This is a genomic window from Micromonospora yangpuensis, from assembly GCF_900091615.1.
Classification (GTDB): Bacteria; Actinomycetota; Actinomycetes; order Mycobacteriales; family Micromonosporaceae; genus Micromonospora; species Micromonospora yangpuensis.
In genome coordinates, this window is record NZ_FMIA01000002.1 from 4,349,787 (window position 1) to 4,369,334 (window position 19,548).

At 72.6% G+C, this 19,548-nt stretch carries 19 protein-coding genes and 1 pseudogene; 9 read left to right on the plus strand and 11 right to left on the minus strand.

Annotation, left to right across the window (positions count from 1 at the left end):
• Positions 1 to 89 precede the first annotated feature (89 nt).
• Entirely contained in the window at positions 90 to 806 is a 717-nt protein-coding gene (locus tag GA0070617_RS19610) for a hypothetical protein (RefSeq protein WP_091440639.1), read from the minus strand.
• A gap of 19 nt (positions 807 to 825) precedes the next feature.
• Between GA0070617_RS19610 and GA0070617_RS19615 the strand changes: the two genes are divergently transcribed.
• Together GA0070617_RS19615 and GA0070617_RS19620 are read left to right on the plus strand one after the other, a co-directional pair.
• Positions 826 to 996, plus strand: coding sequence for a hypothetical protein (locus GA0070617_RS19615; protein WP_175440384.1), 171 nt, complete (start codon positions 826 to 828; stop codon positions 994 to 996).
• A gap of 535 nt (positions 997 to 1,531) precedes the next feature.
• A complete protein-coding gene (locus GA0070617_RS19620; RefSeq protein ID WP_091440645.1) occupies positions 1,532 to 2,191 on the plus strand; it encodes a C39 family peptidase in 660 nt (219 codons plus the stop codon).
• Between the two features lie 48 nt (positions 2,192 to 2,239).
• On the opposite strand, the gene GA0070617_RS19625 is transcribed toward GA0070617_RS19620, so the two are convergent.
• Positions 2,240 to 2,998 carry a DedA family protein gene (locus tag GA0070617_RS19625; RefSeq protein ID WP_091440647.1) on the minus strand — a complete coding sequence of 253 codons (759 nt, stop codon included), beginning with the start codon at positions 2,996 to 2,998 and terminating at the stop codon, positions 2,240 to 2,242.
• A gap of 237 nt (positions 2,999 to 3,235) precedes the next feature.
• Between GA0070617_RS19625 and GA0070617_RS19630 the strand changes: the two genes are divergently transcribed.
• Positions 3,236 to 6,109 carry an aconitate hydratase gene (locus GA0070617_RS19630; RefSeq protein ID WP_091440650.1) on the plus strand — a complete coding sequence of 958 codons (2,874 nt, stop codon included), beginning with the start codon at positions 3,236 to 3,238 and terminating at the stop codon, positions 6,107 to 6,109.
• Positions 6,110 to 6,178: 69 nt separating this feature from the next.
• Here the strand turns inward: GA0070617_RS19630 and GA0070617_RS19635 are convergent, their stop codons facing one another.
• The 3 genes from GA0070617_RS19635 to GA0070617_RS19645 are packed head-to-tail and all read right to left on the minus strand — an operon-like array spanning position 6,179 to position 7,574.
• Positions 6,179 to 6,778, minus strand: coding sequence for a GTP-binding protein (locus GA0070617_RS19635; RefSeq protein ID WP_091440654.1), 600 nt, complete (start codon positions 6,776 to 6,778; stop codon positions 6,179 to 6,181).
• Positions 6,759 to 7,145, minus strand: a complete 387-nt coding sequence (locus GA0070617_RS19640; protein ID WP_091440657.1) for a DUF742 domain-containing protein — start codon at positions 7,143 to 7,145, stop codon at positions 6,759 to 6,761. The genes GA0070617_RS19635 and GA0070617_RS19640 overlap by 20 nt, the downstream gene beginning before the upstream one ends.
• Before the next feature lie 6 nt (positions 7,146 to 7,151).
• Positions 7,152 to 7,574 (minus strand): roadblock/LC7 domain-containing protein, encoded by a 423-nt coding sequence (locus GA0070617_RS19645; RefSeq protein WP_091440660.1) that lies wholly within the window; start codon positions 7,572 to 7,574, stop codon positions 7,152 to 7,154.
• A 408-nt stretch (positions 7,575 to 7,982) separates the two neighbouring features.
• Between GA0070617_RS19645 and GA0070617_RS19650 the strand changes: the two genes are divergently transcribed.
• Positions 7,983 to 8,228 carry a DUF2630 family protein gene (locus GA0070617_RS19650; RefSeq protein WP_091440665.1) on the plus strand — a complete coding sequence of 82 codons (246 nt, stop codon included), beginning with the start codon at positions 7,983 to 7,985 and terminating at the stop codon, positions 8,226 to 8,228.
• Positions 8,229 to 8,335: 107 nt separating this feature from the next.
• Here GA0070617_RS19650 and GA0070617_RS19655 read toward each other — a convergent pair whose 3' ends face one another.
• Together GA0070617_RS19655 and GA0070617_RS19660 are read right to left on the minus strand one after the other, a co-directional pair.
• Positions 8,336 to 9,271 (minus strand): serine protein kinase RIO, encoded by a 936-nt coding sequence (locus tag GA0070617_RS19655; protein WP_091440669.1) that lies wholly within the window; start codon positions 9,269 to 9,271, stop codon positions 8,336 to 8,338.
• 217 nt (positions 9,272 to 9,488) lie between these two features.
• Complete coding sequence (locus tag GA0070617_RS19660; protein ID WP_091440672.1) at positions 9,489 to 10,133, minus strand: HAD family hydrolase; 645 nt, start codon at positions 10,131 to 10,133, stop codon at positions 9,489 to 9,491.
• A gap of 153 nt (positions 10,134 to 10,286) precedes the next feature.
• Between GA0070617_RS19660 and GA0070617_RS19665 the strand changes: the two genes are divergently transcribed.
• From GA0070617_RS19665 to mug, 5 genes and pseudogenes are all read left to right on the plus strand, one after another.
• Positions 10,287 to 10,859, plus strand: coding sequence for a TetR/AcrR family transcriptional regulator (locus tag GA0070617_RS19665; RefSeq protein ID WP_091440676.1), 573 nt, complete (start codon positions 10,287 to 10,289; stop codon positions 10,857 to 10,859).
• A gap of 122 nt (positions 10,860 to 10,981) precedes the next feature.
• Positions 10,982 to 11,905 (plus strand): TIGR04222 domain-containing membrane protein, encoded by a 924-nt coding sequence (locus GA0070617_RS19670; RefSeq protein WP_091440679.1) that lies wholly within the window; start codon positions 10,982 to 10,984, stop codon positions 11,903 to 11,905.
• Positions 11,902 to 12,717: pseudogene (locus GA0070617_RS19675) on the plus strand (MbnB/TglH/ChrH family RiPP precursor modification enzyme); the annotation flags it as partial. The gene GA0070617_RS19670 and the pseudogene GA0070617_RS19675, both read left to right, overlap by 4 nt.
• A 197-nt stretch (positions 12,718 to 12,914) precedes the next feature.
• A complete protein-coding gene (locus GA0070617_RS19680; RefSeq protein ID WP_373868312.1) occupies positions 12,915 to 13,427 on the plus strand; it encodes an SCO6045 C-terminal-like domain-containing protein in 513 nt (170 codons plus the stop codon).
• 43 nt (positions 13,428 to 13,470) lie between these two features.
• Complete coding sequence (gene mug / locus GA0070617_RS19685; protein ID WP_091440682.1) at positions 13,471 to 14,130, plus strand: G/U mismatch-specific DNA glycosylase; 660 nt, start codon at positions 13,471 to 13,473, stop codon at positions 14,128 to 14,130.
• Between the two features lie 145 nt (positions 14,131 to 14,275).
• Here the strand turns inward: mug and GA0070617_RS19690 are convergent, their stop codons facing one another.
• The 4 genes from GA0070617_RS19690 to GA0070617_RS19705 all read right to left on the minus strand — a co-directional run bounded on the left by GA0070617_RS19690 (position 14,276) and on the right by GA0070617_RS19705 (position 19,390).
• Positions 14,276 to 16,258 (minus strand): ABC transporter ATP-binding protein, encoded by a 1,983-nt coding sequence (locus GA0070617_RS19690; RefSeq protein ID WP_091446699.1) that lies wholly within the window; start codon positions 16,256 to 16,258, stop codon positions 14,276 to 14,278.
• Positions 16,259 to 16,431: 173 nt separating this feature from the next.
• Complete coding sequence (locus GA0070617_RS19695) at positions 16,432 to 17,199, minus strand: enoyl-CoA hydratase/isomerase family protein (protein ID WP_091440685.1); 768 nt, start codon at positions 17,197 to 17,199, stop codon at positions 16,432 to 16,434.
• Between the two features lie 43 nt (positions 17,200 to 17,242).
• Positions 17,243 to 17,470, minus strand: a complete 228-nt coding sequence (locus GA0070617_RS19700) for a helix-turn-helix domain-containing protein (RefSeq protein ID WP_007462679.1) — start codon at positions 17,468 to 17,470, stop codon at positions 17,243 to 17,245.
• Between the two features lie 315 nt (positions 17,471 to 17,785).
• The gene (locus tag GA0070617_RS19705) at positions 17,786 to 19,390 is read right to left on the minus strand and encodes an ABC-F family ATP-binding cassette domain-containing protein (RefSeq protein WP_091440688.1); all 1,605 of its coding nucleotides are present in this window, start codon (positions 19,388 to 19,390) and stop codon (positions 17,786 to 17,788) included.
• Between the last annotated feature and the right edge of the window lie 158 nt (positions 19,391 to 19,548).

The window sequence follows — 19,548 nt, forward strand, 5'->3', positions numbered from 1 at the left end:
CCGGCTCGTGGTGCGCGACGCTCCACACCGGTCGGCCGGTACGGACCGCCGACCCACCGGCGGTCCACGCGGCGCGGTAACGATAGCGCTCACCGGGGCGGGATGCGCACCTCGATCTCGGCGCCGAGTCGGGCCGGGCCGGCCAACCCGAGGTCGTCGCCGCTCCAGAAGCGGCCGGGGTCGTACCAGTTGGGCCGGCGCCCCTCGGGCAGCAGTCCCATCGCCTCGTAGGTCACCGCGACCACCTCGGCGCAGTACGCCGTCTCCAACGCCCGGTCCGACGGCGCGGCCGGATCGTCGGCACGACCCGGAACGGGAGCGGGGGCCCACCGCCCCGGCAACGGCAGCCGTACCTGCGGCACCCGGCCCCGCGCCCAGCGCCAGGCGAGCTGGGCGGTGGACGGGAACGGCGTACCGTCCAGCCGGGCCACGGTACGCAGCGCCGCCTTCTCCATCTCGGCGTCGGCGGGCGGTTCGAGCTGACGCAGCCAGGCCCGCTGGCCGTACCGGTTGGCCCAGACGCAGACCGCGTCCCGCAGGTCGTGCAGTTGCACACCCCGGTGGTGGGTACCGGTCCACATGTCCGGCAGCGACCGGCCCAGCTCGGCGTGCCACATCAGCGGCGGCATGTCGTCCAGCACCAGCGCCATGCCGACGTGGTTGACCGGACTGTTCGTGGTGAGCTGGATGGCCCGGTCCGGCACGCTACGTCCGCGGAACACCCAGACGTCACCGGTGCGACTCAGCTCCACGGCCTCGTCCAGGCTGATGCTCGTGCCGCCCCGCCGTCCGCTCTGCTCGCTCATGGGGGTCTACCCTAGGCGGATGCGGCAAGGAATGCGGTGGTGGAAGGTGCTCGGTCTGGCCGGTATCGCCGGGGTCGCGGCCTCCGGCGTGGTGATCGCCCGGGCGGAGCGGCGGCGTCGGGCGTACACCCCGGAGGAGATCCGGGCCCGGCTGCGCGACCGGCACGCCGAGGCCACCGCCGACGAGTAGGGCAACCAGGCAAACGTACCATTTGGGCGTTTTGTGGGGTTTTGGGGTGTCGGCGAGTGGGCCGGGCCACCCGGCCGGCGGAATCGCTGCCGGGGGCGGGGCGTTATACCTGGCATACCCCGGGCGCTCCACCGCCCACCGCAGGCGCTCCACGGGCTGCGGCACGGGGCCCGGAAGCCACCGGGCACGCGATCCCGCGGCCCACGGCAGCCGGCCGGAATGCCACCGGCCCCCGGGTCGTTACATCCCCCGGACCCCGAGCGACCGGCGCCCAGCACACCGGATCGCAGCCGGCCGGAATGCCTCCGGCCCCCGGGTCGTTACATCCCCCGGACCCCGAGCGACCGGCGCCCAGCACACCGGATCGCAGCCGGCCGGAATGCCTCCGGCCCCCGGGTCGTTACACCCCCCGGACGCCCGAGCAGGTCACCACGAGATCGCCGGGTCGTCCCCCCTAGCTGAGACATCCCCCGCCAGCGCCCGCGTCACCCCCGGCGCGCGGTGCGGCACACCCCCGAACAGAGAGGCACACATCATGCGTACCGATCTGCTTCGTAAGACCGCTCTGACCGTTGCCGGCCTGGCCCTGACCGGCGGCACCATCGCCGGCCCGGTGACCACCGCCATGGCCGCCCCCGCCACCACCACCGGCGTCGCGTCGGTGCAGGCCGACCGCAAGCCGGCCGGCGAGCGTCAGCTCAACGTCCGGTACGAGGCGCAGCCGAACTTCTACTACTGCGGCCCGGCCGCCGCGCGTAACGCGCTGAGCGTCCAGGACAAGGTCATCGACATGGACGCCATGGCCAAGGAGATGGGCACCACCGAGGCGGGTACCGACTCCGTCAACGACATCACCCCGGTGCTGAACAAGCACAGCGGCAAGGACGCGTACCGCAGCGTCGAGATCCGCAGCAGCAAGGCCGACGACAAGCAGACCGACACCCTGCGGGCCGACATCGTCCGCACCGTGGACAACGGCCGGGCCGTGGTGGCCAACATCGCCGGCACCGCGACCGACACCGACGGCACCGTCCACTCGTTCGAGGGTGGCCACTACATCAGCGTGGTCGGGTACTCCGACGACGGCAAGACGGTGACCATCGCCGACTCGGCCAACCCGGACCAGGCCTCCTACCGGATGAGCGTGGACAACCTGGCCGACTGGATCGCCAGCCGCGGCTACGCGACCTCCTGACCCACCGCACACCACGAGCGGGCCGACCCCACACCGGGGTCGGCCCGCTCAGCGTTGCGCGTCGGCACCCACCGGGTCTGCGGCCGGCGGGTCAGCGGCCGGCGGATCGGCGGCCATCGGGGCGGCCGCGTCGGCGGCCGGCGAGTCAGCTGCCGGCGAGTCGGCTGCCGGCGAGTCAGCCGGGTCGGTCTCGTCGGACGGCTCGGGGTTGCGGGTCCGGCTGCGCAGCCACCAGGTGCCGCCCAGACCGACGAGCACCGCGACAGCCAGGGCGATCCAGGAGAAGTCCTTGAGCCAGTGCTCGGCCACCCGCCCCAGGGTGTAGATCAGGTAGGTGGTGCCGAAGGCCCAGACCAACCCGCCGGCCGCGTTGGCCACCAGGAACCGGCGGTACGGCACGTGCAGCATGCCGGCGAGCGGGCCGGCGAGGATCCGCAACAATGCCACGAACCGGCCGAAGAAGACCGCCCACACGCCGTACCGGGCGAAGGTCCGTTCGGCCTGGGCCAGGTGCGCCGGCCCGAGGTGCTTCGGGAACCGCCGACCCAGCCGGTCCAGCAGCGGCCGGCCGCCCCGACGGCCGATCGCGTAGCCGACCGAGTCGCCGACGATGGCGCCGAACGCGGCGAAGCTGGCCAGCCAGAGCGGGTCCACCGCCCCGGTGGTGGCGGCCAGCAGCGCGGAGCTGACCAGCACGATCTCACCCGGCAGCGGAACGCCCATGCTCTCCACGCCGATCACGCCGGCCACGATCAGATAGATGGCGGCCGGCGGCAGCGCGGCGAGCCAGTGTTGTACGTCGACCACGACCCACCCCTTGCGATCCGGCCCCGAACCCTACCCGCGCCGACGGCCGGGTGAGTGCCCGATAGCGGACCGGTCGGCGGTGGTGGATCATGGCTGCACCGCGTGCCACGGGTTGCGTCCTTAACAAGACGGACGTACGGTTTTGTTGGAAGCGGGAATCGGCGGTAAGTGTCACCTAACCGGGGCGTCGCCCCGGGCGGTGCGACAGACTGCCTAGGACTACTCACGGTCGCTGGTGTGAAGGAGTACGACGTGGCGAGCCTCGACACCTTCGGTGCGAAGACCCAGCTACGCGTCGGAGACGCGAGCTACGAGATTTTCAAGGTCGACAAGGTGGACGGTCACGACCGGCTGCCGTACAGCCTGAAGATCCTCCTGGAAAACCTGCTGCGGACCGAGGACGGCGCGAACATCACCGCCGACCACATCCGGCAGCTCGGCGGCTGGGACCCCACCGCCGACCCGAGCGTGGAGATCCAGTTCACCCCGGCGCGGGTGCTGATGCAGGACTTCACCGGCGTACCCTGCGTGGTCGACCTGGCCACCATGCGCGAGGCGGTGCGTGACCTGGGCGGCGACGCCACCAAGGTGAACCCGCTCGCCCCCGCCGAGCTGGTCATCGACCACTCGGTCATCGCCGACCTGTTCGGCCGCGAGGACGCCTTCGAGCGCAACGTCGAGCTGGAGTACGAGCGCAACAAGGAGCGCTACCAGTTCCTGCGCTGGGGCCAGACCGCGTTCAACGAGTTCAAGGTGGTCCCGCCCGGCACCGGCATCGTGCACCAGGTCAACATCGAGTACCTGGCCCGTACGATCATGGAGCGCGGCGGTCAGGCGTACCCGGACACGGTCGTCGGCACCGACTCGCACACCACCATGGTCAACGGCCTCGGCGTGCTGGGCTGGGGCGTGGGCGGCATCGAGGCCGAGGCCGCGATGCTCGGCCAGCCGGTCAGCATGCTGATCCCCCGGGTCGTCGGGTTCAAGCTGCACGGCGAGATGCCGGCCGGCACCACCGCCACCGACCTGGTCCTGACCATCACCGAGATGCTGCGCAAGCACGGTGTGGTCGGCAAGTTCGTCGAGTTCTACGGCCCCGGGGTCAGCGCGGTGCCGCTGGCCAACCGGGCCACCATCGGCAACATGTCCCCGGAGTACGGCTCCACCGTCGCCATCTTCCCGATCGACGCCGAGACCGTGCGCTACCTGGAGCTGACCGGCCGCGACCCGCAGCAGGTGGCGCTGGTCGAGGCGTACGCCAAGGAGCAGGGGCTGTGGCACGACCCGGCCGCCGAGCCGGCGTACTCCGAGCGCCTGGAGCTGGACCTGGGCACCATCGAGCCGTCCCTGGCCGGCCCGAAGCGCCCGCAGGACCGGGTGCCGCTGGGCAGCGCCAAGACCCTGTTCCGCGCGGCCCTGTCCGACTACGTCGCGGCCGACGAGACCGGTGGCGACCCGAGCCGCAAGCCGGGCGTGCCGCAACAGCAGAAGCCGTTCGGCACCGCCGGCCCGGCCGACGAGGCCAGCGCCGAGTCCTTCCCGGCCAGCGACGCCCCGGCCAACGGGGTGAGTGACCCGGCCGACGCCCCGCGCGAGCTGACCACCGCCGCCGTCGGCTCCGGCGGCCGGGCCAGCAACCCGATCCGGGTCACCGGCGACGACGGGGTGGAGTACGAGCTGGACCACGGCGCGGTGGTGATCGCCGCGATCACCTCCTGCACCAACACCTCCAACCCGCAGGTGATGATCGGCGCGGCGCTGCTGGCCCGCAACGCCGTCGACCGGGGCCTGGCCCGCAAGCCGTGGGTGAAGACCACCCTCGCCCCGGGCTCGAAGGTCGTCATGGACTACTACGAGCGCGCCGGGCTGACCCCCTACCTGGACAAGCTCGGCTTCCACCTGGTCGGGTACGGCTGCACCACCTGCATCGGCAACTCCGGTCCGCTGCCGGAGGAGGTCTCCGCCGCAGTCAACGAGGCCGACCTCGCCGTGGTGTCGGTGCTGTCGGGCAACCGGAACTTCGAGGGCCGGATCAACCCGGACGTCAAGATGAACTACCTGGCCTCCCCGCCGTTGGTGGTGGCGTACGCGCTGGCCGGCACCATGGACATCGACCTGGCCAACGAGCCGCTCGGCTCCGACAGCAAGGGCGAGCCGGTCTTCCTGCGCGACATCTGGCCGAACAGCGCCGAGATCCAGGAGGTCATCGCCCAGGCGATCGGCGCCACCGGTTTCAGCGCCGCCTACGAGGACGTCTTCGCCGGTGACCAGCGGTGGCAGTCGCTGCCCACGCCGACCGGCGACACCTTCGCCTGGGCCGACGACTCGACGTACGTGCGCAAGCCCCCGTACTTCGAGGGCATGGCGCAGGAGCCGACGCCGGTGGTGGACATCAGCGACGCCCGGGTGCTGGCCAAGCTGGGCGACTCGGTGACCACCGACCACATCTCGCCGGCCGGCTCGATCAAGGCCGACTCCCCGGCCGGCAGGTACCTCGCCGAGCACGGGGTGCCGCGCCACGAGTTCAACTCGTACGGCTCCCGCCGGGGTAACCACGAGGTGATGATCCGGGGCACCTTCGCCAACATCCGGCTGCGCAACCAGCTGCGGGTCCCCGGGGCCGACGCCGCGCTGCCCGAGGGCGGCTTCACGGTCAACCACCTGACCGGCGAGCAGAGCACCATCTACGACGCCTCCACCGCCTACCAGGAGGCGGGCGTCCCGCTGGTCATCCTGGCCGGCAAGGAGTACGGTTCCGGCTCCTCGCGGGACTGGGCGGCCAAGGGCACCATGCTGCTCGGCGTCCGGGCGGTCATCGCCGAGTCGTACGAGCGGATCCACCGCTCCAACCTGATCGGCATGGGCGTGCTGCCGCTGCAGTTCCCGGTGGACACCACCGCCGAGTCGCTCGGCCTCACCGGCGCCGAGACGTTCTCCATCACCGGTGTGACCGCGCTGAACGACGGCGACACCCCGCGTACGGTGCGGGTCACCACCGACACCGGCGTGGAGTTCGACGCGGTGGTCCGGATCGACACCCCGGGCGAGGCGGACTACTACCGCCACGGCGGCATCCTGCAGTACGTGCTGCGCCGGATGATCGCCAGCTGACCCGCTGACCCCCCGGTACGCCAGCAGGGCCCCTCGTTCGCGAGGGGCCCTGCTGGTTTTTTGTCCCGCTCAGCCCGCCCGGCTCTCCCGCAGCTTCATGGCGTGTTCCATCAACGTGATCAGCACCTGCTTGCCGGACTCCCGCTGGCGGGCGTCACAGAGCAGCACCGGGACGCCCGGATCCAGGTTGAGGGCGGCCTGCACCTCGTCGAGCTGGTAACGCCGGGCCCCCTCGAAGCAGTTGACCGCCACCACGAACGGGGTGCCCCGGCGCTCGAAGTAGTCGACCGAGGGGAAACAGTCGGAGAGCCGGCGGGTGTCGGCCAGCACCACCGCACCGATCGCCCCGAGCGCCAGCTCGTCCCAGACGAACCAGAACCGGTCCTGCCCCGGCGTACCGAACAGGTAGAGCACCAGGTCGTCGCTGATGGTGATCCGACCGAAGTCCATCGCCACGGTGGTGGTGGACTTGTCCTCCACCCCGGAGAGGTCGTCGACCGCGACGCCGCTGGCGGTCAACACCTCCTCGGTACGCAGCGGTTTGGTCTCGCTGACCGCGCCGACCATCGTCGTCTTGCCCACCCCGAAGCCCCCGGCTATCAGGATCTTGATCGCGGTGGGTAGCAGGGGTGCCGCGTCCGCGGCCGGGTCAGAGTGCCCGTAGTCCATGGAGAACCGCCTCGAGGATGCTGTCGTCAGGAAGGTCGGCGGGGATGAGTGGCTCCCGGACCTGGACCAGGCCACGGGCGACCAGGTCACCGAGGAGGACCCGGACCGCCCCCACCGGCAGGTCGAACTGGGCGGCGATCTCGGCGACCGAGCACACCCGCCGGCAGAGCTCGATGATCGCCAGGTGCTCCGGCCCCAGCCCTGCCGGGGCGGGCGGGGCGGCGGGAGTGGTCATCACCAGCGAGATCAGATCGAAGGTGCCGGTGACCGGGCGGCCCCGACCCCGGGTGACCGCGTACGGGCGCACCACCGGCCCCGCCTGCTCGTCGACCCACCGGTCGTCCCACGATCCGTCCGCAACGGCCACCGTGGACTACCGCCCGTCGGCGGGCAGGTCGAGGCCCCGGGCCGGTGAGTTGACGTACTTGCCGACCCGGGTCACCAGCATCGCCATCTCGTACGCGATCAGACCGACGTCGGCCTCCTCACCGGCGAGCACCGCCAGGCACGCGTTGCGCCCGGCCGCCGTGACGAAGAGGAACGAGGACTGCATCTCGATGATCGTCTGCTGTACGTGGCCGCCACCGAAGCGCTTGCCGGCCCCCCGGGCCAGGCTCTGGATCCCGGCGGCCATCGCCGCGAGGTGCTCGCCGTCGTCGCGGCTCAACCCCTGCGAGGATGCCATCAGCAGCCCGTCGGTGGAGAGCGCGACCGCATGCTCAGCCTGCTTCACCCGACTGACCAGGTCGTCCAGCAGCCACGTCAGGTCTGCGCTCGGAGCCGTCTTCTGCACCACTCGTCGTCCTCTTCTCCCCGGCTGGTGTCGCCGTGCTCGTCTCGGGCTTCCCCACGTACCCAGGGCGGTCGCACCCGCCCCGCGGTCGGCTCAACGCGCCATCGGTCGGCGGTGCGGCCTTCCCGGCGGACCGGAGCGTCCACCGGCCACCAGTTCGGTGCGGACGGACCGCACCCATGCCGTACTCCATTATGGACCGCCGGCCGAGACACCGGTCCGCCCGGTCCCGGCGAGCGGGATCGGCGATGGCCGACCTTCGGGGTTCCCGGCCCCGACCCCCGCAGCCGCCCGACCGGTGGACGGTACCCGTTCCGGGTTTCGGACGGGTGCACGGGCGACGGTACGCCGGACGGGCGGCCTATCCGGTCCGGGCGACAGTGGCCGGTGTGCTGTGCCACGCTCAGGGGCATGGACGACAGGAACATCTTGAGGCGCATCTCGGAGCTGGTCGACGAGGAACACCGGCTCCGGTCCACCGCGCAGGTCAACGAGGCGGGCACCGCGGACGAGCAGGACCGGCTACGGGAGTTGGAGGAGTCCCTGGACCAGTGCTGGGATCTGCTGCGCCGACGCCGGGCCGCCCGGCAGGCCCACGGCGACCCGGAGGCGCAGGGTGCCCGGCCGGTCTCGGAGGTCGAACGCTACCTGCAGTGACGTCCGCCGGCTCGGCGCTGCCGCGTCCGCCGGTGGGCGCCGGGTGGCCCGGACCCGAAGATCGGTTTCCGGGCCACCCGCGCCCAACGGATGCCGGCCACCCGCGCTCAGCGGATGCCGGCCTCCCTCAGCAGCAGCTCGGTCAGGGCGGCCGGATCGGCGGTGCCGCCGGGCAGTCCCCGGGCGGTGAACCAGGCGGCGACCACCCGGACGTCGCGGGCCAGGAACTCCGGGCCCTGCGGGTTGGCCACCACGTCGACCACCTGCGGCAGATCGATCATGACCAGTCGTCCGTCGTGCACGAGCAGGTTGTACGGGGAGAGGTCGCCGTGGGCGTACCCGACCCGCGCCAGCACCACCAGGGCGTCCACCAGCTGCTGCCAGAGCGCCCGCAGCTCCACCGGCCCGGGACGCAGCTGGGCCAGTCGCGGCGCGGCGTGGCCCTGCTCGGCGTCACCGAGGAACTCCAGCATCAACTCGGTGCCGAGCACCTGCACCGGGTACGGGACGGCGATCGTGCCGAACTCCGCGCCGATCCGCCAGAGCCGACCGAGCGCGTCGAACTCGGCGGCGGCCCACTGCCCCGCTATCAACTGCCGGCCGAAGTCGGTCCGCCCGGCCATCGCCCGGTTCTCCCGGGACCGGCGGACCCGACGGCCTTCGAGATAGCCGGCGTCGCGGTGGAAGAGCCGGTGGTTGGCGTCCCGGTAGCGCTTCACCGCCAGCAGGCAGGACCGGTCGGTCCCCGGCACCGCCCGGCGGAGCAGGTGCACGTCGGCTTCCTTGCCGGTCTTGAGTACCCCGAGTTCGGTGTCCCGGGCGGCCGACTCGGTGACCACCCAGTCGGGGTACGGCTCGGGGCCGTGCACGGCGGTGTCCCAGGACGACCACCGGTCGCCGGTCTGGGGATCGGGCTCGTCGCCGGGGTCGGCGGTGACCGGTGGGGCCGGTCGACCGCGCTTCAGGAGGTAGGGCTCGTCGTCGTCGAAGCGGCTCCGGCCGCGGGCACGGCGCGGCTGCGCCGGTAGGTCATGTTCACGCACTTGTCTGGTGATCCCTTGATCGAGGCTGGTGGGGACGGACGGGAAGAGCCTGCGAAAACAGCCATGACCGACCTCCTCTCCACTCGACCGGGCGTCACCCGGGCACGTGCCACACGCGCGCCGACCATCCTCACCGCCGCCGGAGCGGACGGTCAACCGATTTATCCACCGACCGGTCGGTTGCGCGCTCCGGCACCTGCGGCCGGCCGCCCGGCGGTCAGCTGCCGAGCACGACCGCGACGGCGGCGATCAGGCCGTCGACGACGTGGGTGGGTGCGAACCGGGAGTCCGACCAGGTACGCCCCCGGTGCAGCCAGACGCTGGGCAGCCCGACCGAGGTGGCTCCGCCGATGTCCGCCTCCGGACCGTCACCGATCACCCAGGCTCCCCGCAGCGGCATCCGGACGCGTTGGGCGGCGAGCGCGAAGATCCTCGGGTTGGGCTTGCTCACCCCGGCCTCCTCGGAGATCACCCAGTCGGCCACGTACCGGTCCAGCCCGGTGCGCCGGATCAGGGCCTCCTGCTGGCGTACCACGCCGTTGCTGACCACCACCGGCAGCCAACCGGCGTTGTCGGCGATCCGCAGCGCGCACGCCACCAGCGGGTCGAGCCGGGTGTACGACAGCGCCCCGTCGTGCAGCTCCTCGACCAGGTCGATGGAGGGAATGAGCAGGCCGTAGCGGTCCCGGATGGCGTCCGCGACGTCCCACCGGTCGGTCAGCCCGTCCGCGTCGATGGCGACCAGCCAGTCGATGTCGCCGGGCGGGGCACCGACGGCGTCCAGGAAACGCTGTCCCCAGGTACGGAACGACCCGGCCCGATCGAGCAGGGTGTTGTCCAGGTCCAGCAGGAGCAGCGGCACCCGCCGAAGGGTACGGGACCACGCTGTGTCATGGACAGGGCCGGTTGGCCCACCGTGGCGCTGCGGTACCGCCGCGTACCACCCCGGTCACCCCAACGCACCAAGCCGTACGTACGGTTTGCACCGGTCCACCGCACCTGACACGATCGTCAGGTGCCCAGAGTAAGTCAGGACCAGCTTGACGCCCGACGACAGGAGATCCTCGCCGCGGCGCGGGACTGTTTCGCCCGACACGGGTACGAGGGGGCCACCGTCCGGCGGCTGGAGGAGGCCACCGGCCTGTCCCGGGGGGCGATCTTCCACCACTTCCGGGACAAGGACTCCCTCTTCCTGGCCGTCGCCGAGGACGACGCGGTGGCCATGGTGGAGACGGTGGCGCGCAACGGTCTGGTCCAGGTGATGCGCGACCTGCTGGCCCGTGCGGTCTCCCCGGACACCACCGGCTGGTTGGGCAGTCAGCTGGAGGTCTCCCGCCGGCTGCGTACCGATCCGGCCTTCGCCCGCCGGTGGGCCGAGCGGTCGGCGGCGATCGCCGAGGCGACCCGGGACCGGCTGACCCGCCAGCGGGAGGCCGGCGTGCTGCGCGAGGACATCCCGATCGACGTCCTCGCCCAGTTCCTGGAGTTGGCCTACGACGGCCTGGTGCTGCACCTGGCCATGGGGCGGCCCGCCGGCGACCTGGCCCGGGTGCTCGACCTGGTCGAGGAGGCGGTCCGCCGCCACTGACCCCGGTCCCGGGCCAGCCGCACCGACCTCCGGTCCGCCGGCACCGACCGGCGGGACCGTGGGTGGCGGGGCTGGCCCACAATGGGCGCACCCCTGCCACGTGTGACCACAGGAGCCGACACATGCTGGTTCTCGCCGCCCCGGACGACACCTGGGGCATCTCCGGTCCGGTCTTCCTCGGGAGCTATCTGACGGTGGCCGTCCTCATCGTCTGCTGGTCGCTCGTCGACCGGGCCCGTCTGCTCACCGGATCGCCCAGGTACGGCCCGCTCGGCGCGCAGCCGGTCGCCTACCTCAACGGCGGCGAACAACTCGCCGTCTGGGCCGCCCTCGGCGGGCTGCGCGGCAGTGGTCTGGTCGGCGTCACGCCGGACCGGCGGCTGGCGGTCACCGGCAGCCTGCCCGCCGGTGCCACCGGCCTGGACGTGGCGGTGCACCACGCGGCGTACCGCCGGTTGACCGCCCGGCAGCTGCGCCAGGACCCGGCGGTGCGTCAGGCGCTGGACGCGCTGCGGGAGGGGTTGCGGCGACAGGGCCTGCTGCTCACCCCGGCCCAGCGTCGTCGACTGCGTCGGGGCGCGGTACTGCTCGGCGTGCTGCTCCTGGTCGGCCTGGTCCGGGTCCTCGCCGGCCTGGCCAACGACCGGCCGGTCGGCTTCCTCCTGCTCGGCATGGCGGTCATCGGGGTGACCGCCCTGCTGCTGACCCGGGCGCCCCGGCGGACCAGGGCCGCGACGGCCGCGCTGCGCGCCCATCGCCAGCAACACGTCCATCTCGCCCCCACCAACAATCCGGCGTACGCCACCTACGGCGCCACCGGGGCCGCGATGGGGATCGCCCTGTTCGGCACCGCCTCGATCTGGGCCGCCGACCCCACCTTCGCCGAGCAGGCCGACATCCAGCGGCAGACGGCCACGGGTGGTGGCTCCACCGGCGGCTGCGGCAGTGGCTCCTCCGGGGACAGCGGTGGTTCCTCCGGCGACAGCGGCGGTGGCTCCAGTTGCGGTGGTGGTTCCAGCTGCGGCGGCGGGGGGTGTGGCGGGTGACCGGACCGGCCGGGGTGGGCATCGGCTGGCGGCCGGAGATCGCCGGCTTCGTCGCCGACCTGCCCGGACTGCGTTTCGTCGAGGTGGCCGCCGAGTCGATCCCGTCGACCGGGCCGCTTCCCGCCGCCCTGGCCGAGCTGCGTGGGCGGGGTGTCACCGTCGTACCGCACGGGGTGCGACTCTCCCTCGGCGGCGCGGAACCGGTCGAGGCGGCCCGGGTGGCACACCTGGCCCGGGTCGCGGAGCTGACCGGGGCCCCGCTGGTCAGCGAACACATCGCGTTCGTCCGGGCCGGCGGCCTGGAGGCCGGGCACCTGCTGCCGTTGCCGCGCAGCCGGGAGGCGGTGGCCGTCACCGTGGCCAACGTGCGGCGGGCCCAGGCCGACCTGCCGGTCCCGCTCGCCCTGGAACCGATCGCGGCGCTGTTCGACTGGCCGGACGACGAACTGGACGAGGCGGACTTCCTGACCGAGATCCTCGACCGGACCGGCGCGCAGCTCCTGCTCGACCTCGCCAACGTGTACGCCAACGCACGCAACCGGGGCACCGACCCGGTCGCCCTGCTCGACCGGCTGCCGTTGGAACGCGTCGCCTACGTGCACGTCGCGGGCGGCGCCGAGGCGGGCGGTTTCTACCACGACACGCACACCGATTCGCTGCCCCGGCCCGTACTCGACCTGGTCGTTGCGCTCTGCGCGCGCCGGCGTCCCCCGGCGCTGCTGTTGGAACGGGACGGCCACTACCCGCCGGCCGCCGAGCTACGCGCCGAACTGGACGCCATCGCCACCGCCTCCGGCCACCCGCCCGTAACCCCCACCGGTAAGGAAGGGCCCCCTGTTAACGCTTTCGGTATAGAAGGGAACCCCTTTTGCCTGCCGAGTGGCGGAGCTGAACTCGGCCATCCGGCGGCGGGCGCACCGGGCCATCCGGCGGCGAGCACACCAGGTCATCCGGCGACGGGCACACCGGGCCGGCCGGCGACGGGCGTACCGGGCCGGCCGGTGGCGATGTGAGTACGCCGGAGGGGACCGGCGCGGCGCGGGCCGCCGACGGGCCGAGCACCCCCGACGGTGCCGGTGACCTCGCGGTCCGGCAGGCCGCGCTGGTCGCCGCCCTGGTCGCGGGTCGACCGGCCCCGCCGGGCTTCGCGCCGGAGCCGCTGGCCGCCGCCCGCGCCGCCCTGCTACGCAAGCGGGCCGGGGAGGTGGCCCGACACTGGCCCCTGCTCGCCGCCGGCCTCGGTCCGGCCTGGCCGGGCACCTTCACCGGGTGGGCCGCCGGCCGCCCCGGCAACGGTTCGCTGCGCGACGGCTGGGACCTCGCCCGGCACCTGCTCCAACGGGACGCCCTGCCCCCGTTGGGCGCCGACGAGTTGGCCGTCCGGGAGGCCACCGTCGGCTACGACGGGCAACGACCCCCGCGTACGCGGCGGCTGCCGGCGGTGGGCCGGGCCGGCGGTGCCGTCGCGCTCCAGGTCGCCGGTCGGGTACGCCTGCTGCGGGCCGCCAGCCGTTCGCGGTGACCTCGACCGCGACCCCGGTCACCGGGTACGGCAGGATCACCACATGGCCGAGCTACCTGACCGGACTCCCTCCCCCGGTCGACGGTCGGGCACTGCGCAGTCGTCGCCTACCGTGCGGCCGGCGCCTCCCGCACCGCGCCGGGCACGCGCGGGATCGCCCACGCCGAGCCGGGAGGAGTTGGCGGCGGCGGCCGACCGGACCATCCCGGACGTCGTCGCGCCCGGCCTGAACGTGCTCTTCGTGGGGATCAATCCGGGGCTGTGGTCGGCCGCCACCGGCCGGCACTTCGCCCGGCCAGGCAACCGGTTCTGGCCCGCCCTGCACCGGGGTGGCTTCACCCCGTACCAGCTTGCCCCGCACGAGCAGGACGACCTGCCCGGCTACGGCCTGGGCATCACGAACATGGTGGCCCGGGCCAGTGCCCGCGCCGACGAGCTGACCGCCGCCGAACTCGTCGCCGGCGCGGAGATCCTGACCGATACCGTCGAGCGGTACCGGCCCCGCTGGGTGGCGGTGGTCGGGGTGACCGCGTACCGGACCGGGTTCGGCCGGCCGAAGGCCACCTACGGACCGCAACCGGAGACGCTGGGCCCGGCCAAGCTGTGGGTGCTGCCCAACCCGAGCGGCCTGAACGCGCACTTCACCGCCGAGACCCTGGGTGCCGCCTTCGCCGAGTTGCGGGCGGCGACGGCATCCCGGTGACCGGTCCGCCGCCGGGCGGCGGAGTGACCGGGTGGCCGCCGGGCGGCGGAGTGACCGGGTGGCCGCCGGGCGGCGGAGTGGCCAGTTCGCCACCGGGCGGCGGAGTGACCGGTCCGCCGCTGGGCGGCCGGGCTGCTCCTGCTGGTCAGTTCGCCGCGGCTGGCGGCAGCGCCTCCTCGGCGAGGTACTGGCTCGTCGGCACGGTGGTGATCACCGGCTCGGGGCCGGTGGCGTCGGCGTACGGGCTGGGCGAGTCGGCGACCGCGAACTGGGTCCGGTACAGCTCGGCGTAGAGCCCGCCGACGGCCACCAGCTCCTCGTGCCGGCCCCGCTCGACGATGCGTCCGCCGTCGAGGACGAGGATCTGGTCGGCGTCGCGGACGGTGGAGAGCCGGTGCGCGATCACCAGCGCGGTACGCCCGGTCAACGCCACCGACAGGGCCCGCTGCACCGCCGCCTCGCTCTCGGAGTCCAGGTGTGCGGTCGCCTCGTCGAGGATCACGATCGACGGGGCCTTGAGCAGCAACCGGGCGATGGCGATGCGCTGCTTCTCCCCGCCGGAGAAGCGGTAGCCGCGCTCCCCGACCGTGGTCTGCAGGCCGTCGGGCAGCGTCCGGACCAGATCGGCGACCTGGGCGCCGGCAAGCGCCGCCCAGATCTCGTCGTCGGTGGCGTCGGGTTTGGCGTAGCGCAGGTTCTCCGCGATCGTCTCGTGGAAGAGGTGCGAGTCCTGGGTCACCACCCCGATCTCGTCCCGCAGCGAGGCGAGGGAGGCGTCGCGGACGTCCACCCCACCGACGAGCACCTGGCCGTCGGTGACGTCGTAGATCCGGGAGACCAGCATGGACAGGGTGGACTTGCCGGCACCCGAGGGCCCGACCAGGGCCACCATCTGACCCGGCTCGACGCTGAACGAGACCCCCTTGAGCACCGGCTCGTTGATGGTCCGGTCCAGCGTGGTGACCTCTTCGAGGGAGGCCAGGGAGACTTCGGCGGCGCTCGGGTACCGGAACCGGACGTCGCGGAACTCGACCCGGCCGTTGCCCGGCGGCACCGCCACCGCACCCGGCTTCTCCTCGATGCCCGGCCGCAGGTCGAGCACCTCGAAGACCCGGTCGAAGGAGACCAGGGCGCTCATCACGTCGACCCGGACGTTCGACAACGCGGTGAGCGGGCCGTACAGGCGGGTGAGCAGCAGGGCCAGCGTCACCACGGTGCCGGCGCTGACGCTGCCGGTGACCGCGAGCCAGCCGCCGAGACCGTAGGTGAGCGCCTGGGCCAGCGAGGCGACCAGCAGCATCGCGACGAAGAAGGTCCGGGAGTACATGGCGGACTGGATGCCGATGTCGCGGACCCGTTCGGCCCGCCCGGCGAACCGGCGGGCCTCCTCGTCGGGGGTACCGAAGAGCTTGACCAGCAGCGCGCCGGCCACGCCGAACCGCTCGGTCATCGTCGCGTTCATCTTGGCGTCGAGGTTGTACGACTCCCGGGTGATCTCGGCCAGCCGCTTGCCCACCCGCCGGGCCGGCACGATGAAGATCGGCAGCAGCACCAGCGAGAGCACGGTGATCTGCCAGGAGAGGGTGAACATCACCGCGGCGGTGAGCACCAGCTGGATGACGTTGCTGACCACCCCGGACAGGGTCGAGGTGAAGGCCCGTTGGGCACCCATCACGTCGTTGTTGAGCCGGCTGACCAGCGCACCGGTCTGGGTCCGGTTGAAGAACTGCAGCGGCATCCGCTGCACGTGGTCGTAGACCCGGGTCCGCAGGTCGAGGATGATCCCCTCGCCGATGCGGGCGGAGTACCACCGTTGGGCCAGCGAGAGCAGTGCGTCGAGGACGGCGAGCCCGGCGATGAACAGCGCGAGGCGGACCACCGCCGCCCCGGCGTCGGTGCCGCCCCGGTTGATCGTGTTGATCACGTCGCCGGCGAGGACCGGCGTGGCCACCCCGATGATCGCGGCGAGCACCACCGTGACCAGGAAGACCACGATGTCGCGGCGGTAGGGCCGGGCGAACGCCACGATGCGCCGGGCGGTGCCGTTGCTCAGTCGGTGGGCGGTGACCTGGTCCCGGTCGCGCATCGACCGGAGCATGCTCCATCCGCCCATGCCGCCGCCGGGCATCGGGTTCGCCACGTATCACCTCCGGGTCGTCGGGCCGCCAGGTCCATTCTCCCGACGTGTACGACAACCTCGGCGGTAACCTGGCTCTTCCCGAGCGGTCCTTACTATCCGGCACGACCGAAACGGCCGCCAGTCGGGGCGACCCGGCCCGTGCCCGGGCACGTCCGGCTCGGCTATTCCCCGCGTCCGGCCAGGTCACGCAGCCGACGGGTCTGCGCCTCCCGCTCGGCCCGCTGCTGGTCGGCGGCGTTGCGGTTGACCGCGCCCGCCAGCAGGGCCTTGATCTCGACCACCGCGTCGCGGTCGTGGGCGAGCAGGCCGGCGGTGAGGTCCCGGACCGCGTCGGTCAGCTCGGCGGTGGGCACGACGAGGGTGGCCAGGCCGATCCGGTCCGCCTCGGCGGCGTCCATCCGTCGACCGGTCGCGCAGATCTCCAGGGCCCGGGAGTAGCCGACCAGGTCGACCAGGCGCTTGGTGCCGGCGAGGTCGGGGACCAGCCCGAGGGTGACCTCGGCCATGGCGAGCCGGGCGTCCTCGGCGAGCACCCGCAGGTCGCAGGCGAGGGCGAGCTGGAAGCCGGCACCGATGGCGTGCCCCTGGACGGCGGCGACCGAGACGATGTCGGGCCGGTGCAGCCAGGTGAACGCGGCCTGGAACTCGGCTATCCGCTGCGCGCACTCGGCCTCGGGCAGGGTGGCCAGCTCGGCGAACGAGCCCGGCCCGGTGGCACCGGCGACTGCCAGGTCGAGGCCGGCGGAGAAGGCCCGCCCCTCGCCGCGTACGACGACGACCCGGACGTCACCGGGCAGCTCCCGGGAGATGTCGACGAGCGCGCGCCACATCGCCGGCGTCTGGGCGTTGAGCACGTCGGGCCGACACAACGTCACCGTCGCGACCGGCCCGGCGCAGTCGATCCGTACCCCGTCCGAACCGGCGGTCACCGGCGAAGCCTGGGGACGGCGTTGATGGGCGAGACCGGGTGGGTCACGCCTTCTTGCGACGGCGGGCACCGCCGCGCTGACGCAACTGCACGCCGGACTCGGTGAGCACCCGGTGGATGAATCCGTACGAACGGCCGGTCGAGGCCGCGAGCGCACGGATGCTCTCCCCCGAGGTGTACCGCTTTACCAGGTCCTTGGCGAGCGTCTGACGCTCGGCTCCGACGATCCGGCGACCCTTCTCAGTGCTGGTGGCTGTGCCAGTGGCTGCCATGCTGATTCCTCACGTCCCAGACTGTGCGGTTCGGATACGGTCAACACCTATTAGACCGTCTCGAACGATCATGCGCCAGATATCAACTCATCGCCAACCGACACGCTCTGCATTGTCAGGAACCCGATAGAGTGACGCCGCCGGCCCGACGGGAAGCGCACGCTGCGGATTCCCACCGGAGGCCGGTCTCATCCGACGCGACGCAATGTCCAGGACCGGACACCGACCGTCAGCGCAAGGTCGCCCGGGGGCCGCACCGGCCGGCGGGCGACAGCCCTGCTCCGGTCCGCACCGGCCGGCGGGCGGCGGCCCGACTCAGGCCAGCTCCACCAGCTCCAGCAGGTCGTCGCTCCAAGCGTCCTCGTCGCCGTCGGGCAACAGGATCGCCCGGTCCGGCTTGAGCGCCGAGACCGCGCCCGGGTCGTGGGTGACCAGCACGATCGCCCCCGGGTACCGGGCGATGGCGTCGAGCACCTGCTCCCGGCTGACCGGGTCGAGGTTGTTCGTCGGCTCGTCGAGCAGCAGCACGTTCGCGCCGGAGCAGACCAGGGTGGAGAGCGCCAGCCGGGTCTTCTCCCCGCCGGAGAGCACCCCGGCCGGCTTGTTGACGTCCTCGCCGGAGAAGAGGAACGCACCGAGGATCTTGCGCAGCTCGGTGTCGGTCTGCTCGATCGCGGCGGCCCGCATGTTCTCCAGCACGGTCCGCGAGACGTCCAGCGTCTCGTGCTCCTGGGCGTAGTAGCCCAGCCGCAGCCCGTGCCCGGCGTGCACCTCACCGGTGTCCGGCTCCAGCAGCCCGCCGAGCATCCGCAGCAGGGTGGTCTTGCCGGCGCCGTTGAGGCCGAGAATGGCCACCCGGGAGCCCCGGTCCACGGCCACGTTGACGTCGGTGAAGATCTCCAACGAGCCGTACGACTTGGACAGGCCGCTGGCGGTCAGCGGCGTCTTGCCGCACGGCGCGGGGTTCGGGAAGCGGACCTTGGCCACCTTGTCGGAGACCCGGACCTCCTCCAACCCGGAGATCAACTTCTCGGCACGGCGGGCCATGTTCTGCGCGGCGACGGTCTTGGTGGCCTTGGCCCGCATCTTGTCGGCCTGGGCCATCAGCGCGCCGGCCTTCTTCTCGGCGTTGGCCCGCTCCCGGCGGCGGCGGCGCTCGTCGGTCTCCCGCGCCTCCAGGTACGCCTTCCAGCCCAGGTTGTAGACGTCGACCACCGATCGGGTGGCGTCGAGGAACCAGACCTTGTTGACCACCGACTCCAGCAGGTCGCCGTCGTGGGAGATCACGATCAGCCCGCCCTTGTGGTTGGCGAGGAAGCCGCGCAGCCAGGTGATCGAGTCGGCGTCGAGGTGGTTGGTGGGCTCGTCGAGCAGCAGGATGCCCCCGCCGTTCTCGCCCGCGTCGCGGAACAGGATCCGGGCCAGCTCGATGCGACGGCGCTGGCCGCCGGAGAGGGTGCCGATGGTCTGGGCGAGGGCCCGGTCGGGCAGCCCGAGGTTGGCGCAGATCCGGGCGGCCTCGGCCTCGGCGGCGTACCCGCCGAGGGCGGCGAACTGGTCCTCCAGGGCACCGTACCGACGGACCAGCTTCTCGTCGGTGTCCTCGGCGAGCCGCTGCTCCAGCTCGTTCATCTGGGCCATCAGCACGTCCAGGCCCCGGGCGGAGAGCACCCGGTCGCGGCCGGTCACCTCCAGGTCGCCGGTACGCGGATCCTGCGGCAGGTAGCCGATGGCGCTGCGCCGGTCGAGCTGCCCGGCGTAGGGCTGCCCCTCCCCCGCGAGCACCTTGAGGGTGGTGGTCTTGCCGGCGCCGTTGCGCCCGACCAGGCCGATCCGGTCCCCCGGCTGCACCCGCAGGGTGGTGTCGGACAGCAGGATCCGGGCGCCGGCACGCAACTCCAGGCCGGTGGCAGTGATCATTTCGGGGAACTCGCTCTCGGGGTCCGGAAGGGCTGACTCGGGGCACGCGAAAGCGCCGGCGGGCGCGGGGCCCGTCGGCGCGGGGCGGTTCAGCCTTCGCAGAGCAGCACCCGACAAGTGTACCGGGCGTCGATCGGCGCTTCGTCCGGATTACCCGG